This window comes from uncultured Bacillus sp. (assembly GCF_958411575.1).
Taxonomy (GTDB): Bacteria; Bacillota; Bacilli; order Bacillales; family Bacillaceae; genus Bacillus; species Bacillus spizizenii.
The window spans coordinates 26,101-50,904 of record NZ_CATYRA010000002.1; the positions used below are offsets into that span (position 1 = coordinate 26,101).

30 protein-coding genes are annotated in these 24,804 nt (G+C 41.5%); all 30 read left to right on the forward strand.

Going from position 1 to position 24,804, the window contains the following annotated elements; genetic code table 11:
- Position 1 precedes the first annotated feature (1 nt).
- Positions 2–445, forward strand: a complete 444-nt coding sequence (gene fliJ / locus Q5C82_RS03960) for a flagellar export protein FliJ (RefSeq protein WP_003220866.1) — start codon at positions 2–4, stop codon at positions 443–445.
- Between the two features lie 11 nt (positions 446–456).
- Positions 457–1,071 (forward strand): MotE family protein, encoded by a 615-nt coding sequence (locus tag Q5C82_RS03965; RefSeq protein WP_003220869.1) that lies wholly within the window; start codon positions 457–459, stop codon positions 1,069–1,071.
- An 11-nt stretch (positions 1,072–1,082) separates the two neighbouring features.
- Positions 1,083–2,546 carry a flagellar hook-length control protein FliK gene (locus Q5C82_RS03970; protein ID WP_003220871.1) on the forward strand — a complete coding sequence of 488 codons (1,464 nt, stop codon included), beginning with the start codon at positions 1,083–1,085 and terminating at the stop codon, positions 2,544–2,546.
- Positions 2,543–2,965, forward strand: a complete 423-nt coding sequence (gene flgD, locus Q5C82_RS03975; protein ID WP_003220873.1) for a flagellar hook assembly protein FlgD — start codon at positions 2,543–2,545, stop codon at positions 2,963–2,965. The genes Q5C82_RS03970 and flgD overlap by 4 nt, the downstream gene beginning before the upstream one ends.
- Positions 2,966–2,986: 21 nt before the next feature.
- Positions 2,987–3,781, forward strand: a complete 795-nt coding sequence (gene flgG, locus Q5C82_RS03980; RefSeq protein WP_003220874.1) for a flagellar basal body rod protein FlgG — start codon at positions 2,987–2,989, stop codon at positions 3,779–3,781.
- 39 nt (positions 3,782–3,820) lie between these two features.
- Positions 3,821–4,036, forward strand: a complete 216-nt coding sequence (gene swrD / locus Q5C82_RS03985; protein WP_003220876.1) for a swarming motility protein SwrD — start codon at positions 3,821–3,823, stop codon at positions 4,034–4,036.
- Entirely contained in the window at positions 4,033–4,458 is a 426-nt protein-coding gene (gene fliL / locus Q5C82_RS03990; protein ID WP_003220878.1) for a flagellar basal body-associated protein FliL, read from the forward strand. Before swrD ends, fliL begins: the two co-directional genes overlap by 4 nt.
- Positions 4,459–4,491: 33 nt before the next feature.
- Positions 4,492–5,490: a flagellar motor switch protein FliM gene (gene fliM, locus Q5C82_RS03995; protein WP_003220879.1), complete on the forward strand. Its 999-nt coding sequence runs from the start codon at positions 4,492–4,494 to the stop codon at positions 5,488–5,490.
- Positions 5,480–6,619 (forward strand): flagellar motor switch phosphatase FliY, encoded by a 1,140-nt coding sequence (fliY, locus tag Q5C82_RS04000; RefSeq protein WP_003220881.1) that lies wholly within the window; start codon positions 5,480–5,482, stop codon positions 6,617–6,619. The genes fliM and fliY overlap by 11 nt, the downstream gene beginning before the upstream one ends.
- A gap of 25 nt (positions 6,620–6,644) precedes the next feature.
- Positions 6,645–7,007 carry a chemotaxis protein CheY gene (cheY, locus tag Q5C82_RS04005; protein WP_003220882.1) on the forward strand — a complete coding sequence of 121 codons (363 nt, stop codon included), beginning with the start codon at positions 6,645–6,647 and terminating at the stop codon, positions 7,005–7,007.
- Between the two features lie 14 nt (positions 7,008–7,021).
- Positions 7,022–7,681, forward strand: coding sequence for a flagella biosynthesis regulatory protein FliZ (gene fliZ, locus Q5C82_RS04010; RefSeq protein WP_003220884.1), 660 nt, complete (start codon positions 7,022–7,024; stop codon positions 7,679–7,681).
- A complete protein-coding gene (gene fliP, locus Q5C82_RS04015; protein WP_003220886.1) occupies positions 7,674–8,339 on the forward strand; it encodes a flagellar type III secretion system pore protein FliP in 666 nt (221 codons plus the stop codon). The genes fliZ and fliP overlap by 8 nt, the downstream gene beginning before the upstream one ends.
- 14 nt (positions 8,340–8,353) lie before the next feature.
- Complete coding sequence (fliQ, locus tag Q5C82_RS04020) at positions 8,354–8,623, forward strand: flagellar biosynthesis protein FliQ (RefSeq protein WP_003220888.1); 270 nt, start codon at positions 8,354–8,356, stop codon at positions 8,621–8,623.
- 7 nt (positions 8,624–8,630) lie between these two features.
- Entirely contained in the window at positions 8,631–9,410 is a 780-nt protein-coding gene (gene fliR, locus Q5C82_RS04025) for a flagellar biosynthetic protein FliR (protein WP_003220890.1), read from the forward strand.
- Positions 9,410–10,492 (forward strand): flagellar biosynthesis protein FlhB, encoded by a 1,083-nt coding sequence (flhB, locus tag Q5C82_RS04030; protein WP_003220892.1) that lies wholly within the window; start codon positions 9,410–9,412, stop codon positions 10,490–10,492. Before fliR ends, flhB begins: the two co-directional genes overlap by 1 nt.
- A 32-nt stretch (positions 10,493–10,524) precedes the next feature.
- Complete coding sequence (gene flhA, locus Q5C82_RS04035) at positions 10,525–12,558, forward strand: flagellar biosynthesis protein FlhA (RefSeq protein ID WP_003220895.1); 2,034 nt, start codon at positions 10,525–10,527, stop codon at positions 12,556–12,558.
- A complete protein-coding gene (gene flhF / locus Q5C82_RS04040; protein WP_003220897.1) occupies positions 12,558–13,658 on the forward strand; it encodes a flagellar biosynthesis protein FlhF in 1,101 nt (366 codons plus the stop codon). Before flhA ends, flhF begins: the two co-directional genes overlap by 1 nt.
- Positions 13,649–14,545, forward strand: coding sequence for a flagellum location/number ATPase FlhG (gene flhG / locus Q5C82_RS04045; RefSeq protein WP_079996359.1), 897 nt, complete (start codon positions 13,649–13,651; stop codon positions 14,543–14,545). Before flhF ends, flhG begins: the two co-directional genes overlap by 10 nt.
- Before the next feature lies 1 nt (position 14,546).
- Positions 14,547–15,617 (forward strand): protein-glutamate O-methylesterase CheB, encoded by a 1,071-nt coding sequence (cheB, locus tag Q5C82_RS04050; protein ID WP_003220901.1) that lies wholly within the window; start codon positions 14,547–14,549, stop codon positions 15,615–15,617.
- A 5-nt stretch (positions 15,618–15,622) separates the two neighbouring features.
- Positions 15,623–17,638: a chemotaxis protein CheA gene (gene cheA, locus Q5C82_RS04055; RefSeq protein WP_003220903.1), complete on the forward strand. Its 2,016-nt coding sequence runs from the start codon at positions 15,623–15,625 to the stop codon at positions 17,636–17,638.
- 21 nt (positions 17,639–17,659) lie between these two features.
- Positions 17,660–18,130 carry a chemotaxis protein CheW gene (gene cheW, locus Q5C82_RS04060; RefSeq protein ID WP_003220905.1) on the forward strand — a complete coding sequence of 157 codons (471 nt, stop codon included), beginning with the start codon at positions 17,660–17,662 and terminating at the stop codon, positions 18,128–18,130.
- 18 nt (positions 18,131–18,148) lie between these two features.
- Complete coding sequence (gene cheC / locus Q5C82_RS04065; RefSeq protein ID WP_003220907.1) at positions 18,149–18,778, forward strand: CheY-P phosphatase CheC; 630 nt, start codon at positions 18,149–18,151, stop codon at positions 18,776–18,778.
- Positions 18,775–19,275: a chemoreceptor glutamine deamidase CheD gene (cheD, locus tag Q5C82_RS04070; RefSeq protein ID WP_003220909.1), complete on the forward strand. Its 501-nt coding sequence runs from the start codon at positions 18,775–18,777 to the stop codon at positions 19,273–19,275. The genes cheC and cheD overlap by 4 nt, the downstream gene beginning before the upstream one ends.
- 22 nt (positions 19,276–19,297) lie before the next feature.
- Complete coding sequence (gene sigD / locus Q5C82_RS04075) at positions 19,298–20,062, forward strand: RNA polymerase sigma-28 factor SigD (RefSeq protein ID WP_003220911.1); 765 nt, start codon at positions 19,298–19,300, stop codon at positions 20,060–20,062.
- Between the two features lie 28 nt (positions 20,063–20,090).
- The gene (locus tag Q5C82_RS04080; RefSeq protein WP_003220913.1) at positions 20,091–20,594 is read left to right on the forward strand and encodes a hypothetical protein; all 504 of its coding nucleotides are present in this window, start codon (positions 20,091–20,093) and stop codon (positions 20,592–20,594) included.
- Positions 20,595–20,737: 143 nt separating this feature from the next.
- Positions 20,738–21,478: a 30S ribosomal protein S2 gene (gene rpsB / locus Q5C82_RS04085; protein WP_003220918.1), complete on the forward strand. Its 741-nt coding sequence runs from the start codon at positions 20,738–20,740 to the stop codon at positions 21,476–21,478.
- Between the two features lie 101 nt (positions 21,479–21,579).
- Positions 21,580–22,461, forward strand: coding sequence for a translation elongation factor Ts (gene tsf, locus Q5C82_RS04090; RefSeq protein ID WP_003220921.1), 882 nt, complete (start codon positions 21,580–21,582; stop codon positions 22,459–22,461).
- A 145-nt stretch (positions 22,462–22,606) separates the two neighbouring features.
- Positions 22,607–23,329: a UMP kinase gene (gene pyrH, locus Q5C82_RS04095; protein WP_003220923.1), complete on the forward strand. Its 723-nt coding sequence runs from the start codon at positions 22,607–22,609 to the stop codon at positions 23,327–23,329.
- 1 nt (position 23,330) lies between these two features.
- Complete coding sequence (gene frr / locus Q5C82_RS04100; protein ID WP_003220926.1) at positions 23,331–23,888, forward strand: ribosome recycling factor; 558 nt, start codon at positions 23,331–23,333, stop codon at positions 23,886–23,888.
- 130 nt (positions 23,889–24,018) lie between these two features.
- Positions 24,019–24,801 (forward strand): isoprenyl transferase, encoded by a 783-nt coding sequence (locus Q5C82_RS04105; protein ID WP_003220927.1) that lies wholly within the window; start codon positions 24,019–24,021, stop codon positions 24,799–24,801.
- Positions 24,802–24,804 lie beyond the last annotated feature (3 nt).

The window sequence follows — 24,804 nt, forward strand, 5'->3', positions numbered from 1 at the left end:
CGTGGCTTATCAATTTAGATTCCAGAAGCTGCTGGAACTAAAAGAAAATGAGAAAGATCAATCCTTATCCGAGTATCAGCAATCCGTTTCTGAATTTGAAAACGTTGCTGAAAAATTATATGAGAATATGAGCAAAAAGGAATTGCTTGAACAAGATAAGGAAAAGAAATTGAAAAGCGGCATGAGTGTACAAGAAATGAGGCATTACCAGCAATTTGTCTCGAATCTTGAAAATACGATTTATCACTATCAAAAGCTTGTGATTATGAAAAGAAATCAAATGAATCAAAAACAAGAAATTTTGACAGAGAAAAATATTGAAGTGAAAAAGTTTGAAAAAATGCGTGAAAAACAGTTTAAAATGTTTGCTATTGAAGACAAAGCTGCTGAGATGAAAGAAATGGATGATATTTCGATTAAGCAGTTTATGATTCAAGGCCATTAGGAGCGAATGTAATGTCCGGCAAAAAGAAAGAATCAGGTAAGTTCCGTTCGGTTTTGCTTATCATTATCCTTCCGCTGATGTTTCTACTAATCGCAGGGGGGATTGTTCTTTGGGCTGCTGGTGTCAATGTTTTAAAGCCGATACAGGAAGCTGCGGCAAAAACGCCGGTTCTAAAAGAATTGGTTCCTGAAACCGAAAATAAAAAAGACACAGCATCAAATAAGGATAGCAGTAATACGGCAGCTCTGGAAAAGACCATTAAGGATCAAAAAAGTGAAATCAGTATATTGAATAAAGATTTAGAAACGAGTAAATCTGAAATCGACAGACTCAATCAAAAGATCCGTTCACTTGAAAAGACGGCGGAGGATCAAAAAAAGTCATCAGAAGATAATACTGAAAATGCATCAGGCTCGAATTCTTCTTCTGAAAATGACAAAGTGATCAGTGTATATAAAAGTATGGACAGCGGAAAGGCTGCTAAAATTATTGCCCAATTAAAGGAGCAAGAAGCGCTAAAAATATTGAATGGCCTAAGCAAAAAGCAGCTTGCTGACATATTGGCGAAAATGACTCCTGAGCAAGCAGCAACTTATACAGAAAAAATTGCTGCCAGCCAAGAATAGGGGGATTTAAGGTGAAGCTGCTTGAATTTGCGGGACCTTTGCTGCAAACTACAGCGGGGACTGTGGCTAAAACCATGAAAAGCAACCAGGGAGTTTTTCAAAACTGGCTTATGTCTGAGACCGGATTGAAGGAACTCTCAGAACAAGGAAAGGGAACTCCTGATTCCAGTGATCAGCTTTTAGCAGATGCGCTTAAAAAAATCAGTGATTGGCTAAATGCAAGTCCTGAAGATCAAGACAAACAAAAAGCGGAACTTCTGCAAACATTAAGCAAACTAACAGGGAAGCAGTTGGATGAAACCGCTCAGCAAATGCTGCAGAATCTGTTGCAAGCAGTTGAATCAAAAATGTCCGAAGGGACGGATCAATTACTCGCAGAAGTGAAGAAAACCATTTCAGAAGGTAAAACGGCTCTGGTTGCCAATGGTTCTGCTGCTGACATTAATGGAGAACTGAAGTTTGATACAGAGCGACCAAATCAGGAGAATGAAGTATCTGAGGGTGATAAAGAACTTGTCCTTATCCAGATGTTCATTAGTCAGCTGCTAGAAGGGAGTAAGCTGTCTGACCGCGGGAATGGCAATGAAGCTCATGTCATTTATCAGAATGGAGATCAATTTCTTTCTGCATTAGAAAAAAAGGGCGTATCTCAACAGCTGATTCAGGATCTTAAACAGCAAATATTCACTAAAGATGAGTCAAGTTCAAAACTTTATTTGATGACAGCGTCAGAGCTGAAAAGCTTTCAAAGCTTAATGGAACAAATGTCTATGCTTCCTCAAAAAGGGACTAAAGAATGGAATTTAGCTGAAAGTCAGCTGAAAGCTTTCTTGTTATCGAAATCATCCGAATCATCGCAAGACTTTGAAAAGCGTGCCCTCGCACCGCTCTCGCAAAGTTCATCCAGTAAAATTGCACCGGACGCATCTGGAAGTAATCAGCCTGTAGATAGTAAATCAGGACTCCAAATGCTGTTTTCAGGGTACCGGAGCATAGGAGGAATTCAAGCACTTGATCTGCAGCAAATGTCATCTGATTTACCGGCTGCCGAAACAAAAACGGTGGCTGATCAAGTGATCAATGCATGGAAGCAGATGAAATATACGCCATTCGGCAGATCGACGGGAAGTTTCACCATTCGGCTGAACCCTGAACATTTAGGATTTGTCACAATCAAGCTGACAAATGAAAATGGGATGTTTCAGAGTAAGATCATTGCATCGAGCCAATCAGCAAAAGAACTGCTTGAACAGCATCTTCCTCAGCTGAAGCAATCATTGCCGAATATGGCCGTCCAAATTGACCGTTTTACTCTCCCGGTTCAAAGCGGAGATCAGCCGATATACGGCCAGCTTTCTGATGAACAGAAACAGCAGCAGGAGGGGCAGAGACAGCAAAGACAGAAAAAGCAATCAAATGATTTCGGCGATCTCCTCGATGAAGTGTCGATGGTTGAAATGGAGGAAGAAGAATGACTTCTATAAGTTCAGAATATAAACTGCCTGAAAAAACAAGCACTGTGACGACTAGCAATAGCAGCTTGGGGAAAGATGAGTTTTTAAAAATATTAATGACCCAAGTCCAAAACCAAGATCCGCTCAACCCGGTTGATGACAAAGAATTTATCAGTCAGATGGCGACTTTTTCAAGCTTAGAGCAAATGATGAACATGAATAAGACCATGACTCAATTCGTTGAAAATCAAGATCCGTTTACTTCGTATGTTGATTGGTTGGGAAAAGAAGTATCTTGGACTGATGGTCAAAGTACAACAGATAAAACTGGCACTGTAAGCTCTGTTAAACATTCTAAAGGGAGCTATTATCTCATTCTTGATGATGGGACCGAGATCAATCCGTGGAATGTAATGTCTGTAGCACAGTCTTCTAAATAAAAAAATCTGGGGGAATTTATTATGTTACGTTCACTTTATTCTGGAATCAGCGGTATGAAAAACTTTCAAACAAAGCTTGACGTTATCGGCAACAACATTGCCAACGTGAATACAGTAGGATTCAAAAAGAGCCGTGTTACCTTTAAAGATATGGTAAGCCAAACGATTGCCGGCGGTTCTGCAGCTGGTGCAACTATAGGCGGTACGAACTCTAAGCAGATCGGTTTAGGTTCATCTTCTGGCACAATTGATACAATTCATTCAACAAGCGCAACACAAAGCACAGGAAGAACACTTGATTTAGCGATTGACGGCGATGGTTACTTTAGAATTGATACAGGCGACGGAATAGCTTATACAAGAGCAGGAAACTTCTATTTAGATAATACTGGAACGTTGGTTACAGGTGATGGCTACCATGTATTAAATATGAATGGGGGAACAATTCAAATTCCTACTGATGCGCAAAGCTTTAGTATTGGTTCTGATGGAAAGGTGTCAATTGTTGATGCGGGCGGTCAAACGCAAGACGGCGGACAAATCGGGATTGTCACTTTTGCAAACAGTGACGGTTTGGATAAAGTCGGAAGTAACTTATACCGTGAGTCTTTAAACTCTGGGACTGCCAGTGCAGCCAACCAGCCTGGTGATGGAGGTACAGGTTCACTTAAATCAGGATTTCTCGAAATGTCTAACGTTGATTTAACTGACGAATTTACTGAAATGATTGTTGCCCAGCGCGGATTCCAATCAAACTCAAAAATTATTACAACATCTGATGAAATCCTTCAAGAACTGGTTAACCTTAAACGTTAAGGAGGGAGGGGAGGCGAGTAACCGCTTCTCCGCTGTTTTATGATTAAAGTAACCCGTTTGAATGGGCAGCCCTTTACACTGAATGCGCTATTTATTGAACAGATTGAATGCTTTCCGGATACTACAATCACTCTTTCAAACGGTAAGAAGTTTGTAGTAAAAGAAGATGAAGAAGCTGTTCTGGAAAAGATCGCATCTTTCTACCGAAAAATACAAATATTTTCAATGGATCAAGGAATAGAGGAACCGGAATGAAGAAAAAATTAATGATCATTTTACTAATTATTCTTATCGTAATTGGTGCTCTCGGGGCGGCGGCTTATTTTGTTTTAGGCGGAAAGTCCGAAGAAAAAAGTGAAGCGAAAAAAAGTATTGATGAAATCGTTGCATCTTCTGTTGATGTAGAAGAGATCACAACAAATTTAAAGTCTGATAACATTATCCGGCTTGCTATTAAACTTGAAACTGACTCTGATAAATCAAAAGAAGAACTTGAAAAACGTGATTTTCAAGTGAAGGACGCTGTCATATCACTGCTTGCTGATACGAATGCTAATGAGATTGAGGGAGACAAGGGAAAAGAAACCTTTAAGAAGGAACTAAAAGAAAAATTAAATAGCTACCTCCAAGAAGGAAAAGTAGAAAAAGTGTATATTACCTCCTTTAATCTGCAATAAACAATAATTTGACAGAATACGGAGGTGAGGAAAATGTCAGGAGAAGTTCTCTCCCAAAATGAAATAGATGCGCTGCTTTCTGCAATATCAACCGGTGAAATGGACGCTGAAGAGCTGAAAAAAGAAGAAAAAGAGAAGAAAGTGAAAGTTTATGATTTCAAACGTGCGCTGCGGTTTTCCAAGGATCAGATCCGCAGTCTAACGAGAATTCATGACAATTTTGCAAGACTTCTTACTACTCACTTTTCTGCTCAGCTCAGGACCTATATTCACATATCTGTCAGCTCTGTTGACCAGGTCCCTTATGAGGAATTTATCAGATCCATCCCGAACATGACGATTTTGAATCTGTTTGACGTCCATCCGATGGAAGGTAGGATTATGATGGAGGTTAACCCGACAATTGCATATACGATGATGGATCGGGTAATGGGCGGAATTGGAATCAGTCATAATAAGGTAGACAGCTTGACAGAAATTGAAACAAAAATCATTTCTAATTTATTTGAAAATGCACTGGGAAATTATAAAGAAGCTTGGCAGTCAATTGCTGATATTGAACCGGAAATGACTGAGTTTGAAGTGAATCCGCAATTCGTTCAGATGGTATCTCCTAATGAAACAGTCGTGGTGATCTCACTCAATACCCAAATCGGTGAAATCAGCGGTGTCATAAATCTCTGTATCCCGCATATCGTCCTCGAGCCGCTCATACCGAAGCTTTCAGTCCACTATTGGATGCAATCAGATAGAAATGAGCCAAAGCCTGAGGAAACAAAGTCGCTTGAAAAACGTATCATGACAGCACAAATACCTGTCGTGGCCGAGCTCGGCACATCTGAACTGACAATAGAAGAGTTTTTAAGTTTAGAAGTCGGAGACTGCATAACTTTGGACAAATCAGTCACGGATCCTCTTACTGTATTGGTCGGAGATAAGCCGAAATTTTTAGGACAAGCCGGCCGGGTGAATCGAAAACAGGCAGTGCAAATTTTAGATCACGACATAAGAGGTGAACAAGATGGAGAATAATAGATTATCTCAAGATGAGATTGACGCGCTTCTTAACGGCACAGGCAGCACGCTGGATGAGCCAGAGGTTCCGGAAGTACATGACTTATCGGAAATGGAGCGTGATGCGATCGGTGAAATCGGAAATATTTCATTCGGCAGTTCTGCGACAGCACTATCAACGCTTTTAAATCAAAAGGTCGATATTACGACTCCGAGCGTAACTGTCATTCCTAAAAGTAAAATCAGCGATGCGTTTCCTGAACCGTATGTAGCGATTGAAGTAAATTATACGGAGGGCTTCAGCGGCAGCAACCTGCTGGTCGTGGAACAAAATGACGCGGCCATCATTGCTGACTTAATGATCGGGGGAGACGGAAAAGGCGCCGACCCTTCACTGGGTGAAATCCATTTAAGTGCGGTTCAAGAAGCGATGAACCAAATGATGGGATCGGCAGCTACATCAATGTCTACTGTATTCAGCAAAAAAATTGATATTTCACCGCCTCGGGTTGAATTGCTCGATGTCACTGAAAAAAAGGGAACTGACCGTATTCCTGATGATGAAATGCTGGTGAAAGTTTCTTTCAACTTAAAGGTGGGAGAATTAATAGACTCCAGCATTATGCAGCTTTACCCGCTGACATTTGCGAAAGATTTAATTTCAAGCCTTATGAATACAGGAAATGCAGAGGAAGAAACAACGCCGCAGCCTGATGTTACATATGAGCAGCCGAAAGAGCCTGTGACGCCAGAGCCGCGTATTGAACCACAGCAGCAACAGCAGCAGCCGCCAAAAAGGCAGGGAACACCGAAAAAAGCAGCGCCAGTTCAGGTTTCACCGGTTGAATTTTCCGCGTTTGATCCAAACGAGGCTTCACAAGCCCCTATTCACAATCTGGATATGCTTTTGGATATCCCGCTTTCGATCACTGTTGAGCTTGGCAGAACGAAGAGAAGTGTAAAAGAAATTTTGGAGCTTTCTGCCGGAAGTATTATTGAGCTTGATAAATTAGCCGGGGAGCCGGTAGATATTTTAGTTAATCAGCGTATCGTTGCCAAAGGCGAGGTCGTTGTCATTGAAGAAAACTTCGGAGTAAGAGTCACTGACATTTTAAGCCAGGCAGAGCGCATTAATAATTTAAAATAACGAAACACAAGGAGAGAGATAGATTATGGCACACAGAATTTTAATTGTAGATGACGCAGCATTTATGCGAATGATGATTAAAGATATTTTGGTAAAAAACGGTTTTGAAGTAGTGGCGGAAGCTGAAAATGGAGCACAGGCAGTAGAAAAATATAAAGAGCATTCTCCTGACCTCGTTACTATGGATATTACGATGCCAGAAATGGATGGTATTTCAGCATTAAAAGAAATTAAACAAATTGATGCACAGGCAAGAATCATTATGTGTTCTGCTATGGGACAGCAATCAATGGTTATCGATGCTATTCAGGCAGGCGCCAAGGATTTTATCGTAAAACCTTTCCAGGCAGACCGTGTGCTTGAAGCAATCAACAAAACATTAAGTTAAAGGGTGTACGACTGTTGAAAAAGAGTCAATATTTCATTGTTTTTATTTGTTTTTTCGTTTTATTCAGTGTACATCCGATTGCTGCTGCGGCGGCAGACTCTGATAATTCAACTGTAAACGAATGGTTTCAAAAGAAAGATGAAAAAACTGCAGATAAATCAGAGCAAAAGGAAGAAAAAACAACACAAACTGCTGATGAGACGGAGGGAGCGGCTGCTCCTTCTGTCTCAGCTTTTGATTTTGTGAAGATGATTTTCGCTTTATTGTTTGTTATCGTGCTGATTTACGGGCTGGTTAAGCTCATGAACAAAAGAAATCGGCTCCTAAAGCCTTTTCAATATGTTGAAAATATTGGCGGCACATCGGTCGGCCAAAACAGATCCATCCAATTGATCAAAGTCGGAAAAAGTGTGCTCGTCGTCGGTGTAGGAGAGACGATCCAGCTGTTAAAAGAAATTGAGGATGAAACAGAGATTGAAGTGATTCTCAGCCAGCATGAAGAGGCAATGTCAAGCAAAATAGAGTGGCAAAAGTTTGTGAAGCCGCTGAAGGGTTCTGAACATCAGCCGCAGCAAAAACTGCCTTCATTTTCAAAAGCATTAAAAGAGCAGCTTGAAGAGTTAAAACAAAACCGTTCTGAAGGAAAGAAGAAAGGCCCACGTCATCATGAATGAGTTTATAAATATTTTCAGTTCAAGCGATCCGGAAAACGTAAGTTCAACTGTTAAATTACTATTATTGTTAACTGTATTTTCAGTGGCGCCTGGAATATTGATTCTTATGACTTGTTTTACTCGCATCGTCATTGTTCTGTCATTTGTCAGGACTTCACTGGCGACGCAATCTATGCCGCCAAACCAGGTTCTTATCGGACTTGCGCTGTTTTTAACATTCTTTATTATGGCTCCTACTTTTTCAGAGATTAATAAAGAAGCGCTGACCCCATTGATGGACAACAAAATCAGCTTGGACGAAGCGTATTCGAAAGCTGAGGAACCGATTAAAGAATTTATGAGTAAACACACAAGGCAGAAGGATCTGGCGCTGTTTATGAATTACGCGAAAATGGATAAACCCGAATCATTAAAAGATATTCCGCTAACAACAATGGTTCCCGCTTTTGCCATATCGGAGCTCAAAACAGCGTTTCAAATAGGTTTTATGATTTTTATCCCATTTTTAATTATAGATATGGTAGTGGCGAGCGTCTTAATGTCTATGGGAATGATGATGCTCCCTCCAGTTATGATTTCTCTGCCCTTTAAAATATTACTTTTTGTTTTAGTAGACGGCTGGTATTTAATTGTGAAATCTTTGCTTCAGAGCTTTTAGGGTAGGTGCTAAACGTGAGTTCAGAATTTGTAATTTCTATGGCGGAAAAAGCCGTATACGTAACGCTGATGATCAGCGGGCCATTATTGGCTATCGCTTTACTGGTCGGTTTAATCGTCAGCATATTTCAGGCGACAACTCAAATCCAGGAACAGACTTTGGCGTTTATTCCGAAAATCGTGGCGGTTCTTCTGGCCCTGATTTTTTTTGGTCCATGGATGCTGTCCACCATTCTTTCATTTACAACAGAGCTGTTTTCTAATTTAAACCGTTTTGCAGGGTAATGTAGAGATGAATTCAATTATTGACTTATTTCCTGCTTTTTTATTGGTTTTTATTAGAATCTCTGCTTTTTTTGTAACGATTCCGCTATTCGGACACCGAAATGTTCCAGCAGTTCATCGTATTGGATTTGCTTTTTTTCTCGCGGTCATTTGTTTCAGCACCATTGATAAACCTCCCTCTTTGGAGATAGATGGGCAATATATGCTCTTGACGTTTAAAGAAGCTTTGGTTGGCCTCTGTCTAGGCTTAATTGCTTATATGATGATTGCTGCAGTACAGATTGCCGGCTCGTTTATTGATTTTCAAATGGGTTTTTCAATTGCGAACGTTATTGATCCCCAGACAGGTGCACAAAGTCCGTTAATCGGCCAGTTTATCTATACGATGGCACTTTTGTTTATGCTGAGTGTCAATGCCCATCATTTACTACTGGACGGTATTTTCTACAGCTTTCAGTATATTTCAGTTGATCAGGCATTTCCGAATTTCGGCGATGAAAAGTTTGCTTATTTTATCGCGAAAAGCTTTAATGCGATGTTTATTATCGCTTTTCAAATGTCAGCGCCGGTTGTGGCTAGTTTGTTTCTTGTTGATTTAGCATTAGGTATCGTGGCTCGAACTGTTCCGCAATTAAATGTATTTGTGGTCGGTCTGCCTTTAAAGATCGCTATCAGTTTCATCATGCTCATTGTGTGTATGTCCGTTATGTTCGTCGTTGTGCGGAATGTCTTCAGTTTAACGATTGAAACGATGCGGAATCTTTTAGCATTGGTCGGTGTTTCTTAATGAAGCTTAGAATTGACCTGCAGTTTTTTGCGGGAGAGAAGACAGAGAAAGCTACTCCGAAAAAACGGAAGGATACGCGAAAAAAAGGACAGGTTGCCAAAAGCGCAGATGTTAATACTGCCGTTTCTTTATTAGTGATATTCCTTTCGCTCATTGCGATTGGGCCGTTTATGAGGGACAGGCTGCTGTCATTTTTAGAAACATTTTATACCGAGTCGCTCACAATGAAGCTCTCAGAAGCAAATGTTCATACACTGTTTATCAGCTTATTAAAGGATACTGCCTTTGTGCTTGCACCGATTATGCTTGTCGCTCTTGTCGCTGGGGTCGTCAGCAACTATATGCAGGTTGGGTTCTTGTTTTCTGCTGAAGTGATACAGCCTAAGCTTGAAAAGCTGGACCCGATCAAAGGCTTTAAACGAATATACAGTATGAGGGCGATTGTAGAGCTAATTAAATCCATATTGAAAATCACCGTTGTCGGTTTTGCGGCTTTCGCTGTGCTTTGGCTGCATTATGGAGAAATTCTCCGGCTCCCGCTCCTGACACCTGAAGAGGCACTTTCTTTTGTTTCAAAACTCACCTTGTGGATGGGGCTGAGCGGTGCAGGGGCTTTGTTGTTACTTGCTGGTCTCGACTATTTATATCAGAGATTTGACTATGAGAAAAATATCAAAATGTCAAAGCAGGATATAAAAGATGAGTACAAAAAATCTGAAGGAGACCCGATTATCAAGTCTAAAATTAAACAAAGACAGCGGGAAATGGCGATGAGGCGGATGATGCAAGAAGTTCCCAAAGCAGATGTCATTATCACAAACCCGACCCACTATGCGATTGCCTTGAAATATGATGAAGAAAAAATGGACGCTCCTTATATTGTTGCAAAAGGTGTCGACCACCTGGCGTTAAAAATCAGGAAAATTGCTAAAGAGCATGATGTCATGATGGTAGAAAACAGACCGCTTGCCCGTGCGTTATATGATCAGGTAGAAATCGACCAGGCAGTGCCGGAAGAATTTTTTAAAGTCTTGGCAGAAATTCTGGCTTACGTATATAAAACAAAACAAAAAGTATATTGAATTTTTCGATTTAAAAGGAGAGAAAAAACAGCATGTCAACAAGAGATTTATCCGTTTTAATAAGTGTTGTCCTCATTGTGGCGATGCTGGTGATTCCATTTCCTCCATGGCTGTTAAGTATTTTGATCATTATTAATATTTCTCTTGCATTGATCGTGCTTCTTACCACAATGAATATGCAGGAAGCGCTTCAGTTTTCGATTTTCCCGTCACTGTTGCTGCTTTTAACCTTATTTCGTTTGGGCTTGAACGTCTCAACTACCCGTTCTATTCTTTCACATGGTGAAGGAGGAAAAGTCGTCGAGACTTTCGGAAATTTCGTTGTCGGCGGAAATGTATTAGTTGGACTCGTTGTATTTATCATCCTTATTATTATTCAGTTTATCGTCATTACGAAAGGTGCTGAACGTGTTTCCGAGGTTGCAGCAAGGTTTACGCTGGATGCAATGCCAGGGAAGCAGATGAGTATTGATGCTGACTTAAACGCAGGGATGATTACCGAACAGGAAGCGAAGCACCGCCGCGAAAAAGTGGCAAGAGAAGCAGACTTTTATGGAGCAATGGACGGTGCCAGTAAATTTGTAAAAGGCGACGCGATTGCCGGAATCATCATTGTGATGATCAATATTATTTTTGGTATCGTGATCGGAATGCTTCAGCAGGGGATGTCCATTCAAGAGGCCGCTTCACAATTTACGATGCTGACTGTAGGGGATGGAATTGTTTCGCAAATTCCGGCGCTGTTAATTTCTACAGCTACGGGTATTGTCGTGACAAGGGCTGCATCTGAAGGAAACTTAGGGCATGACATTACAGGTCAGCTGTTTGCTTATCCAAAGCTTTTATACGTCGCAGCATCTACGATTTTGCTTCTTGGTATTTTCACTCCGATTGGCATTTTTCTGACGGGGCCGCTTGCAGGACTGCTTGCTTTCGGCGCTTATATGCTATCTAAATCAGGTAAGGAAAAAGAAGAAGTGGAAGAGATTCTCGAGGAAGAGGCTGAGGTTGACGATCTTAAAAGCCCTGAAAGCGTTGTTCAGCTTCTGCACATCGATCCAATAGAGTTTGAGTTTGGGTATGGTTTGATACCGCTTGCTGATGCCAATCAAGGCGGTGATTTATTAGACCGAATTGTCATGATACGCCGTCAGTTGGCTCTGGAACTCGGGCTTGTCATTCCTGTCGTGCGCATCAGAGACAATATAGCGTTGCAGCCTAATGAATACCGATTGAAAATTAAAGGTAACGAAGTAGCAAAAGGCGAGCTGTTGCTTGATCATTATTTAGCGATGTCGCCTACACCTGAAGACGATCTCATTGAAGGGATTGAAACAGTGGAACCGTCATTCGGACTGCCGGCAAAATGGATTAGCGAATCGGTAAAAGATGAAGCTGACATGCTTGGTTATACAGTTGTCGATCCTGCTTCAGTCGTTTCGACCCATATTACGGAGAAAATTAAGCAGTATGCCCACGAATTGATCGGAAGGCAGGAGACGAAACAACTGATCGACCACTTGAAAGAAACGTATCCAGTCCTTGTGGAAGAGGTTACGCCAAATCCGTTGTCTGTCGGTGATATTCAAAAGGTGCTGGCTAAGCTTTTAAAAGAAAAAGTTTCAATCCGAAACTTAGTAACGATTTTTGAAACGCTTGCCGACTATGGAAAATTAACAACAGATTCTGATCTTTTGACCGAGTATACAAGACAGGCATTGGCTAAACAAATTACAGCCCAGTTTGCCAAAGAAAATGAAGTGTTGAAGGTTGTTACCTGTTCGGGTCGTGTAGAAAAGGCAATTGCAGATGGTGTACAGCAAACGGAACACGGGAATTATTTGTCGCTTGAACCAGATGTTTCAGAAAGTATTGTGCGCTCGGTTGCTAAAGAAGCCGAACAGCTCTCATTACGTCAGGAAACTGCGATTCTTCTCTGCTCGCCGCCTGTCAGAATGTATGTGAAACAGCTTCTTGAACGATACTTCCCTGATCTTCCGGTACTTTCTTATAACGAACTTGAGGCGAATGTTGAGGTACAAAGCATTGGAGTGGTGGATATTTAATGAAAATAAAAAAATTTACTGCTGCTTCAATGCAAGAAGCGGCACTTCTCATTAGAAAAGAGTTAGGTAATGAAGCGGTCATATTAAATTCGAAAAAAATTAAAAAGCGAAAATGGTTCGGACTCATCAACAAGCCTGCTGTTGAAGTAATTGCCGTATTGGATCAGGACTTTCTTGAGAATAAAACGCCTCAGAAAGCAGCTGAGCCGAAACAAACATTAAAAACTCCAGTCAGCAGTCCGAAAATAGAGGAGAGGATATATCCCCCTCAAATTCCGGCGCAACATGAGCCCGCTGATTTTTCAGCTTATCAATCTGTACTTCCTGAACCGCTGCGAAAAGCAGAAAAGCTTCTGCAAGAAACGGGGATTAAAGAGTCAACCAAGACGAGCGCGCTGAAAAAATTGCTTCGATGCTCTGTGGAAGCGGGCGGTCTGACGGAAGAAAACGTGGCCGGCAAACTTCAGGATATACTATGCGATACGCTGCCCTCAGCAGACAAGTGGCAGGAGCCTATTCACTCAAAGTATATCGTGCTGTTTGGTTCAACAGGGGCGGGAAAAACAACAACGCTGGCTAAGCTCGCAGCCATATCTATGCTTGAAAAACAGAAAAAAATCGCTTTTATTACAACAGATACGTATCGGATAGCAGCTGTTGAACAGTTGAAAACATACGCTGAACTGCTGCAGGCTCCTCTGGAAGTTTGCTATACAAAAGAAGAATTCCAGCAGGCGAAGGAGTTATTTTCTGAGTATGATCATGTGTTTATTGATACAGCCGGAAGAAACTTCAAGGAGCAGCAATACATTGATGAATTGAAAGAAACGATTCCTTTTGAGAGCAGCATTCAGTCATTTCTCGTTTTATCCGCGACTGCAAAATATGAAGATATGAAGCATATTGTCAAACGATTTTCATCCGTCCCTGTCAATCAGTTTATTTTTACGAAAATAGATGAGACTACTTCCTTAGGTTCTGTATTTAATATACTGGCAGAATCAAAAATAGGGGCCGGGTTTATCACGAATGGCCAGAATGTGCCGGAGGATATACAGACTGTATCTCCACTTGATTTTGTAAGGATGCTGTGCAGATGAACAGATTTGACCAAGCAGCAACCTTACGGGCGAAAATGGAAAAGCGTCAGCGTGTTCTGCCAATGGTTTATTCACAAAAAGCGAAGACACTTGCTGTCATCAGCGGCAAGGGCGGTGTCGGCAAATCCAATATTACTTTAAACATGGCCCTTGCACTGCAGGATAAAGGTAAGAAGGTACTGCTTATTGATCTTGATATTGGGATGGGGAACATTGATATATTAATGGGAAACTCATCGTCCGCCACGATTATCGATGTATTAACCGATCGCAAGCCTTTGATGCAGTCATTATCCACTGGGCCAAAGGGTTTGCGGTATATAGCAGGGGGAACCGGCCTGAATGTAATGTTTCAGCTGGACCAGAGAATATGGGCGTTTTTTGCTAATGAGCTTTCTCATGCGTTAAGCCAGTTCGATTACGTGCTGTTTGACATGGGAGCGGGCTTATCAAAAGATCAGCTGCCTTTTATTTTATCGGCAGAAGATATTTTGATCATAACAACTCCCGAACCGACGGCCATTATGGACGCTTACAGCGCTGTCAAGCACTTGGTATTGACAGAAAATAAACTTTCGATGAAGGTGGCTGTCAATCGGTGCCGTGATCAAAAGGAAGGGCTAGACGCTTTTACCCGCCTTTCCCGCACGATTCATATGTTTTTGGATGCTCAGGTTCAGTTTGCCGGTTCCGTTTCTGACGATGCGATCGTGAGCAAAGCAGTTGTCGAACAGGTTCCTTTTTTCATAAAAAGTCCTCAGGCAAAAGCCAGCCGGTCAGTCCGTCTGTTAGCGGACGCCTTGTTTGAAAGAGAAGAAACAAGACACAAAGAAGACAAACAGACATTTATTGAGAAATTATCTTCTTTTTTAATGAGGAGGGCTTAATTTGATTCGTGTGCTTGTAGTTGATGATTCAGCTTTCATGAGAAAAATGATAAGTGATTTTTTAACCGAGGAAAAGCAGATAGAAGTAATCGGAACTGCGAGAAACGGAGAAGAAGCGCTTAAGAAGATTGAATTAATAAAGCCGGATGTTATTACTCTTGATGTTGAAATGCCGGTCATGAACGGGACAGACACACTGCGCAAAATCATTGAGATTTATAACTTGCCGGTCATCATGGTGTCAAGCCAGACAGAGAAAGGTAAAGAGTGCACTATTAATTGTTTAGAGATCGGCGCCTTTGACTTTATCACAAAACCATCAGGCTCCATATCTCTGGATTTGTACAAAATTAAAGAACAATTAGTTGAGCGTGTCATCGCGGCTGGGCTTTCCGGCAAGCGGAAACCCCCTGTTTCACAGGCAGTTCGGCCTGAACCTATAGTGCGTGCTGTAAAGCCTGAATTAAGCAAGCCAAAACCCGGCACGGGCAGACAAATTGTATGTATCGGCACATCAACAGGCGGTCCAAGGGCGTTACAAAAGGTGATACCGAAGCTCCCTAAGGATTTGAACGCACCAGTGGTTGTTGTTCAGCACATGCCTGAAGGTTTTACTGCTTCTTTGGCTGAGCGGCTGAATCATTTATCCGACATTCAAGTAAAAGAAGCAAAAGATGGTGAAGCAGCTCTTAACGGCTGTGTTTACATAGCACCGGGAGGAAAAAACATATCCGTTATCAAAAACAGCGGAGGACTCCAGATCGTGCTTGATAATCTCGATACGCCAAGCCGTCATAAACCATCAGCTGATTATTTATTCCGTTCTGTCGGTAAACTGGCAGACTATGAAAAAGTAGCGGTTATCATGACCGGAATGGGAAGTGACGGCACTGCCGGCTTAAAGGACATGCTTACGGCCGGCAATGTGAAAGCCATTGCGGAGTCTGAAGAATCTTGTGTCGTATATGGGATGCCGAAAGCAGCTGTTAAAGCGGGCCTCATCCATGAGATTAAACATGTGGAAGATATCGCAGCATCCATCACAAGCTGTGTGAAAAAAGAGAGGGTGTGATTCAAATGGATATGAATCAGTATTTAGATGTCTTTATTGATGAGAGTAAAGAACATTTACAAACATGTAATGAAAAGCTTCTCCTTTTAGAGAAAGACCCGACTGACCTTCAGCTCGTTCATGATATATTCAGGGCTGCCCATACATTAAAAGGAATGAGCGCAACGATGGGCTATACCGACTTAGCACATCTAACCCACCTGCTTGAGAACGTGCTGGATGCAATCCGAAACGGAGACATGGCAGTTACCCCAGACTGGCTGGATATTTTGTTTGAAGCCTTGGATCACCTGGAAGCTATGGTTCAGTCTATTATTGATGGCGGGGATGGTAAAAGAGATATCTCAGAAGTGAGTGCCAAGCTTGATGTGAATGGTACACACGCTGAAACAGCTGCCACTGCGGAACTTGCAGAAGCGCAGAATTCAGCATCTGATTGGGAATATGACGAATTTGAGCGGACTGTCATACAAGAAGCGGAGGAGCAAGGTTTCAAACGATATGAAGTCAAGATTTCTCTGAACGAAAACTGTATGTTAAAAGCAGTTCGTGTCTATATGGTGTTTGAAAAGCTTAATGAAATCGGAGAAGTAGCCAAAACAATTCCAAGTGCGGAAGTGCTTGAAACAGAAGATTTCGGCACTGACTTTCAAGTTTGTTTCTTAACACATCAATCAGTGGAAGAGATTGAACAATTAATCAATGGCGTTTCAGAAATTGAGCATGTTGAAGTCATTCAAGGGGCTCCTTTAACATCAGCTGAAAAGCCTGAAGAATCTAAGCCGGCAGATTTGCCAGCACCTGTGCCTGTGAAGCAGGAGAAACAAAAACAGCCTGCTAAAAACGAAGAACAGGCGAAGCATACAGCCGGCGGATCTAAAACAATTCGTGTCAACATTGAAAGACTTGATTCTTTAATGAACTTATTTGAAGAGCTTGTCATTGACCGCGGGCGTCTCGAGCAGATTGCAAAAGAGCTTGAGCACAATGAACTGACTGAAACGGTTGAACGAATGACGAGAATTTCCGGAGATTTGCAATCGATTATTCTTAATATGAGAATGGTTCCGGTTGAAACTGTTTTTAACCGGTTCCCGAGAATGATTCGCCAGCTCCAAAAAGAGCTGAATAAAAAAATCGAACTTTCGATCATCGGTGCGGAAACTGAACTGGATCGAACAGTAATTGATGAAATCGGAGATCCTCTCGTTCACTTGATCAGAAACAGTATTGATCATGGTATCGAGTCGCCGGAAACACGTTTGCAAAAAGGAAAACCGGAATCAGGGAAAGTTGTGCTTAAAGCCTATCACAGCGGCAACCATGTCTTTATCGAAGTAGAGGATGACGGTGCAGGCCTTAATCGCAAAAAAATTCTCGAAAAAGCGCTTGAGCGCGGGGTCATTACGGAGAAAGAAGCTGAAACCTTGGAAGACAATGAAATTTACGAATTGATATTTGCTCCAGGGTTCTCTACTGCTGATCAAATTTCTGATATTTCCGGCCGCGGTGTCGGACTTGATGTTGTAAAAAACAAACTGGAGTCTCTGGGCGGTTCAGTCAGTGTGAAATCTGCAGAAGGTCAAGGCTCTCTATTCAGCATCCAGCTTCCGCTTACCTTGTCCATTATTTCAGTTCTACTGATCAAATTGGAAGAAGAGACCTTTGCCATTCCGATTTCTTCAATCATTGAAACGGCAGTTATTGACAGAAAAGACATATTGCAAACGCATGACCGTGAAGTGATTGACTTTAGAGGGCATATTGTCCCTGTCGTTTATTTAAAAGAAGAGTTTAAAATAGAAGATTCAAGACAAGATGCGGAACAGCTCCATATCATTATCGTGAAAAAAGGCGACAAACCTACTGCATTTGTGGTGGACTCTTTTATTGGCCAGCAGGAAGTTGTGCTGAAATCACTCGGAGATTATTTAACAAACGTCTTTGCAATTTCCGGAGCTACTATTTTAGGAGACGGAGAAGTAGCGCTCATTATTGATTGTAACGCACTGATTATTTAACCATTCGAGGAGGTGTCTCACATGACTGCAGAAATTAAAACGGGCGAAAAAATGATTGTCTTTATGGTAAATGGCAAAGAATATGCCATTTCCGTCACTCAGGTGAAATCAATTGAAAAATGGCAAAAGCCAACGAGAGTGCCTGGCGTCGAACCATATATTTGCGGGGTAATCAATTTGCGCGGGGTAGTGACTCCGGTTATTGATTTAAGAAAGCGCCTGAATTTGCCAGAGTATGAAATTACCGATGAAACACGAATTATTATTATTGCTTATCGTGATACTGAAATCGGCTGGATCGTGGATGAAGCTAATGATGTGATTACCGTACAAGAAAGTGAAATCGAATCCGCTCCAGAAAGCATCCAGAAAGATACGGATGTGTCAATCGAACAGATTGTGAAACAAGAGAACAGACTCTTAAATATTATTGATGCGAACGCGGTTTTGGATAAAGAATCATCTCAGTCCGCTGTGCCCGATCAAGCTTAATCTTAAAGGGGTTATGACATGAGTATTTTTAATGGAATCAAAGAAGAGCAGATGGACATTTTGCGGGAAGTCGGCAATATAGGCGCCGGCCACTCCGCCTCTGCAATGGCCCAGCTGTTAAATAGAAAGATAGATATGGAAGTCCCGTTTGCAAAGCTGTTGTCTTTCGATGAGCTTGTCGATTTTTTCGGCGGCGCCGATATCCCGGTTGCCAGCATCTTTTTAAGAATGGAAGGCGATTTAACGGGTTCGATGTTCTTTATAATGCCTTTTTATCAGGCGGAGCAGTTTATCAGAGAGCTGATTGGAAACCCCGATTTTGATATAGAGGACTTAGGTGAAGATCATATGAGCTCATCCGCTTTGCATGAACTGGGCAATATTTTAGCAGGATCATATTTAACAGCCTTGGCGGATTTGACGAAACTCCAGCTTTATCCAAGTGTTCCTGAAGTTTCTTTGGACATGTTCGGTGCTGTAATTAGCGAAGGGCTGATGGAACTCAGTCAAGTTGGAGAACACGCTATTGTTGTGGACACGTCAATTTTTGACCAAAGCCATCAGCAGGAGCTGAAAGCGCATATGTTTATGCTGCCGGACTATGATTCATTTGAAAAGCTCTTTGTCGCCTTGGGTGCATCATTATGAGTACAACTGAGGCTGTTGTTGTAAAGGTTGGAATTGCTGACGTGAAGATCGCCCGCTTCCCGGACACCATCAGGACCTCTGGGTTGGGATCATGTGTGGGACTGGTGCTTTATGATAAAGAAAAGCAGACGGCGGGGCTTGTTCATGTCATGCTTCCGGATTCGACGTTATCGAAAACTGCCGAACTCAATCGGGCTAAGTATGCTGACACAGCCGTAAAGACCACGATTGATATGTTGATAGAAGCGGGATGCCGGAAATTTGCATTAAAAGCAAAACTGGCCGGCGGATCAGAGATGTTTAAATTTAAATCGACAAATGATTTGATGAAGATAGGACCGAGAAATGTATTAGCGATAAAAGAACAGCTGTCTTTATATAACATTCCTATAATTAGTGAAGATACGGGCGGCTCAAGCGGCCGGACGATAGAATTCGAACCGAAGTCCTGCATGCTGCATATTCGAACTGTTAAACAAGGTGAAAAAACGATTTAATTAAGGTATTAGGGGGATAACAATGCAATCCTTGAATTATGAAGATCAGGTGCTTTGGACGCGCTGGAAAGAGTGGAAAGATCCTAAAGCCGGTGACGATTTAATGCGCCGTTACATGCCGCTTGTCACATATCATGTAGGCAGAATTTCTGTCGGACTGCCGAAATCAGTGCATAAAGACGATCTTATGAGCCTTGGTATGCTTGGTTTATATGATGCCCTTGAAAAATTTGACCCCAGCCGGGACTTAAAATTTGATACCTACGCCTCGTTTAGAATTCGCGGCGCAATTATAGACGGGCTTCGTAAAGAAGATTGGCTTCCCAGAACCTCACGTGAAAAAACAAAGAAGGTTGAAGCAGCAATTGAAAAGCTTGAACAGCGCTATCTTCGGAACGTATCGCCCGCAGAAATTGCAGAGGAACTCGGAATGACGGTACAGGATGTAGTGTCAACAATGAATGAAGGTTTTTTTGCAAATCTGCTGTCAATTGATGAAAAACTCCATGATCAAGATGATGGTGAAAACATTCAGGTCATGATCAGAGATGACAAGAATGTTCCGCCTGAAGAAAAGATTATGAAGGATGAACTGATTGCACAGCTTGCTGAAAAAATTCACGAACTCTCTGAAAAAGAACAGCTTGTTGTCAGTTTGTTCTACAAAGAGGAGCTGACATTGACAGAAATCGGACAAGTATTAAATCTTTCTACGTCCCGCATATCACAGATCCATTCAAAGGCATTATTTAAATTAAAGAATCTGCTGGAAAAAGTGATTCAATAAAGAATTTCATGGTTAGCGAGTGAAAAACATGTCAACACTATTATGGCTTTTAAGCTTTACGCTCCACGGCGTTCTTCTGTACGCTGTCATTATCTTGTATATGAGGCTCGCGGCTGTGAAGGAAACAGAAAAACAGCAAAAGAAGATACTTGAAGAGACGGAAAACACTTTGGCGGCATTTCTTCTTGAATTAAAAGAAGAAAATGAGAAACTGATAGAAAATACCGGTTCACCTTCAAGTCATACGGAAGAAGAAACCCAAAAGCCAGCCCTTCGGCACCCTGAAAAAGATTCAGAGCAGGATGCAGTTCAAGAAGAAGAGAATCGTCTTGAACATATTGAAGGTCTGATTACTGAGGTTGAGCGTCAGGAAGAGAGCGTAAACAGCATTGCCCAATCATTTGAAGACCGGGTCATAGAATTATATGAGCAGGGGTATTCGGCCAGTCAAATTGCTCAGAAACTGAAGAGCGGAAAGACAGAAATCGAGCTATTTTTAAAATTTCGCTCCAAAGGTGTAAAGGATTCTTGATTGTCGGATAAAGCTGTGTTATATTATGTCTTGGTGTTAAATACACACGCTTAACGATTTATGCAGAGGGTGCTGCAGGCGGCAGTTCTGCACAAAAATGACCTAAGCGGAGGAAAAAAACCATTATATTAGGAGGAAATAACATGTCAGTCATTTCTATGAAGCAATTGCTTGAAGCTGGTGTTCACTTCGGTCACCAAACACGCCGTTGGAACCCAAAAATGAAGCGTTATATTTTCACGGAGCGTAACGGAATCTACATCATTGACCTTCAAAAAACAGTCAAAAAAGTAGAGGAAGCTTACAACTTCACTAAAAATCTTGCTGCTGAAGGCGGAAAAATCCTTTTCGTTGGAACAAAAAAACAAGCTCAAGATTCTGTTAAAGAAGAAGCTCAACGCTCTGGCATGTACTATGTCAACCAACGCTGGTTGGGCGGTACATTAACAAACTTTGAAACAATCCAAAAACGTATTAAACGTCTTAAAGACATTGAAAAAATGCAAGAAAACGGTACGTTTGATGTACTTCCTAAAAAAGAAGTCGTTCAATTGAAAAAAGAATTAGAGCGTCTTGAAAAATTCCTGGGCGGAATTAAAGATATGAAGGATCTTCCTGATGCATTATTCATCATCGATCCTCGTAAAGAGCGCATCGCTGTTGCGGAAGCTCGTAAATTAAACATCCCTATCATCGGTATCGTAGATACTAACTGTGATCCAGATGAAATCGATGTTGTAATCCCAGCGAACGATGACGCTATCCGCGCTGTTAAACTTCTAACTTCTAAAATGGCAGATGCAATCTTAGAAGCGAAGCAAGGCGAAGAAGAAGCGGAAGTTGCTGAAGAAACTGCACCAGAAACAGAAACAACAACTGCGTAACCTATTCAAAAGGTGATAAGAGGGACTGCCTTTTATCACCTTTTTTCAAGAAAAATGTGTAATATACATACTCTTGTTTTAACATATAAGGAGGAATACAAATGGCAATTACTGCACAGCAAGTAAAAGAACTGCGTGAAAAAACTGGCGCGGGCATGATGGATTGTAAAAAAGCGTTAACTGAAACTGACGGAGATATGGACAAAGCAATTGACCTTTTAAGAGAAAAAGGGATTGCGAAAGCAGCGAAAAAAGCTGACCGTATCGCGGCAGAAGGTTCTACTCTTATTAAAACTGACGGCAACAAAGGCGTTATCTTAGAAGTAAACTCTGAAACTGACTTCGTTGCGAAAAACGAAGGTTTCAAAGAGCTTCTTAACACTTTAGCTGACCACCTTCTTGCAAACGCTCCAGCAGATGTTGAAGAAGCAATGGCTCAAAAAATGGAAAATGGCTCTACTGTTGAAGAGTACATCACAAGTGCAGTTGCTAAAATTGGTGAGAAAATCACTCTTCGCCGCTTTACAGTTCTTACAAAAGACGACAACTCTGCATTCGGTGCTTACCTACACATGGGCGGCCGCATCGGCGTATTAACTGTTCTAAACGGTACAACTGACGAAGAAACTGCGAAAGATATCGCAATGCACGTTGCTGCGGTTAACCCTCGTTACATTTCTCGTGATCAAGTATCTGAAGAAGAAAGAAATCATGAGCGTCAAATCTTAACTCAGCAAGCCCTACAAGAAGGTAAACCTGAAAACATCGTAGCGAAAATGGTTGAAGGCCGTCTGAACAAATTCTTCGAAGAAATTTGTCTTTTAGACCAAGCGTTCGTTAAAAACCCAGATGAAAAAGTGAAACAAGTGGTTGCAGCGAAAAACGCAACTGTTCAAACTTATGTACGCTATGAAGTTGGAGAAGGCATCGAAAAACGTCAAGAAAACTTTGCTGAAGAAGTAATGAACCAAGTGAAAAAATAATGGCGAAAAGATTTCGCGGCCAAGTCGCGTCTTTTCAGGCAGTATAGGGGACACACTTTGTGTTCCCTATTTTTAAAACTATATTTACAAACCTTTTTTTCTCTTGCATAATAGAAAACGGCAATGTTTACACTTGGAGGTTATCATGGAAAAACCAAAATACAAACGTATCGTATTAAAGCTTAGCGGGGAAGCATTGGCAGGGGAACAGGGAAACGGAATTAACCCAACTGTCATTCAATCCATTGCAAAGCAAGTGAAAGAAATCGCTGAGCTTGAAGTCGAAGTGGCTGTTGTAGTAGGCGGCGGCAACTTATGGCGCGGAAAAACAGGAAGTGACCTGGGCATGGACCGTGCAACTGCTGACTATATGGGAATGCTGGCGACAGTTATGAATTCGCTTGCTCTTCAAGACAGCTTGGAAACACTCGGAATCCAGTCCAGAGTGCAAACATCCATTGAAATGAGACAAGTTGCTGAACCGTACATTAGAAGAAAAGCGATACGCCACTTAGAGAAAAAACGTGTCGTTATTTTCGCTGCGGGCACAGGAAACCCATATTTCTCAACTGATACGACAGCTGCACTGCGCGCTGCTGAAATTGAAGCAGACGTCATTTTAATGGCTAAAAATAATGTTGACGGTGTGTATAATGCTGATCCTAGAAAAGATGAATCAGCTGTTAAGTATGAATCACTTTCTTATCTTGACGTTCTTAAAGACGGCTTGGAAGTCATGGATTCAACAGCATCATCTTTATGCATGGATAATGACATTCCGCTTATCGTCTTTTCTATTATGGAAGAAGGAAACATCAAACGTGCCGTTATCGGTGAATCAATCGGAACGATCGTGAGGGGGAAATAACGTGTCAAAAGAAGTACTAACTCAAACAAAAGAAAAAATGGAAAAAGCAATTGCTGCTTATCAACGGGAATTGGCTACTGTACGCGCAGGCCGTGCAAATCCATCTCTATTAGATAAAGTAACGGTTGAATATTACGGGGCACAGACACCTTTAAATCAGCTGTCTTCTATTAACGTGCCTGAAGCTCGTATGCTCGTTGTAACGCCATACGACAAATCAGCAATCGGCGATATCGAAAAAGCAATTTTAAAAGCTGATTTAGGTATTACACCAACAAGTGACGGCAATATGATTCGAATTGCGATTCCGGCGTTAACGGAAGAAAGACGGAAAGAATTAGTGAAAGTTGTAAAAAAATATGCTGAAGACGCGAAAGTAGCTGTCCGTAACGTTCGCCGTGATGCTAACGATGATCTCAAAAAACTTGAGAAAAACGGAGACATTACTGAGGATGAACTGCGTGCTTCAACTGAAGACGTTCAAAAACTGACAGATGAATATGTGTCAAAAATTGACAGTGTCACAAAAGACAAAGAAAAAGAAATCATGGAAGTTTAATGAAAAACTATGTACAATAGATAATAGTGAAAAGACCCTCTCATGTTTACAGGGGGTTTTTTTGTTAATACTGTTGATTACATTGATTATCAGCAGGGAATGCAACCTTTTTGGGTGACGGAGGAATCTCATGCTCAACATACTCAAAAATTGGAAGAACCAGCAAACTGCGGCTTCCAACTTAGAACGTTATACAAAAGAAGACATACTTAAGGGAGAAATTCCCGAACACATCGCCATTATCATGGATGGAAATGGCCGTTGGGCAAAAAAACGCTCTCTTCCCCGAATTGCAGGCCACCATGAAGGGATGAAGGTGGTAAAAAGGACAACGAAGCTTGCAAACGAATTAGGTGTAAAAGTACTGACATTGTATGCATTTTCAACAGAAAACTGGAAGAGGCCGAAAATGGAAGTCGATTTTTTGATGAAACTTCCGGAAGAATTTTTGAATACGTATCTTCCAGAGCTTGTTGAGGAAAATGTACAGGTTCGGATCATTGGAGATAAAACGGCTTTGCCGGCACACACATTACGTGCGATTGAAAAGGCAGTAGAGGATACGGCACAAAACGACGGAATGATTCTTAATTTTGCTCTCAATTATGGAGGCCGTACTGAAATTGTCACTGCTGCAAAAACACTTGCGGAAAAAGTGAAGGATGGCTCTTTGAATATTGAAGACATTGATGAATCGCTTTTTTCTAATTATTTAATGACTGAATCTTTGCAGGATCCTGAACTTTTAATTCGAACGAGCGGCGAGATTAGACTGAGCAATTTTATGCTATGGCAGGTTGCCTACAGTGAATTTGTCTTTACTGACGTCTTGTGGCCTGACTTTAAAGAAGATCACTTCTTACAGGCGTTAGGAGAATATCAGCAGAGAGGCCGGAGGTTTGGCGGAATTTAGAGG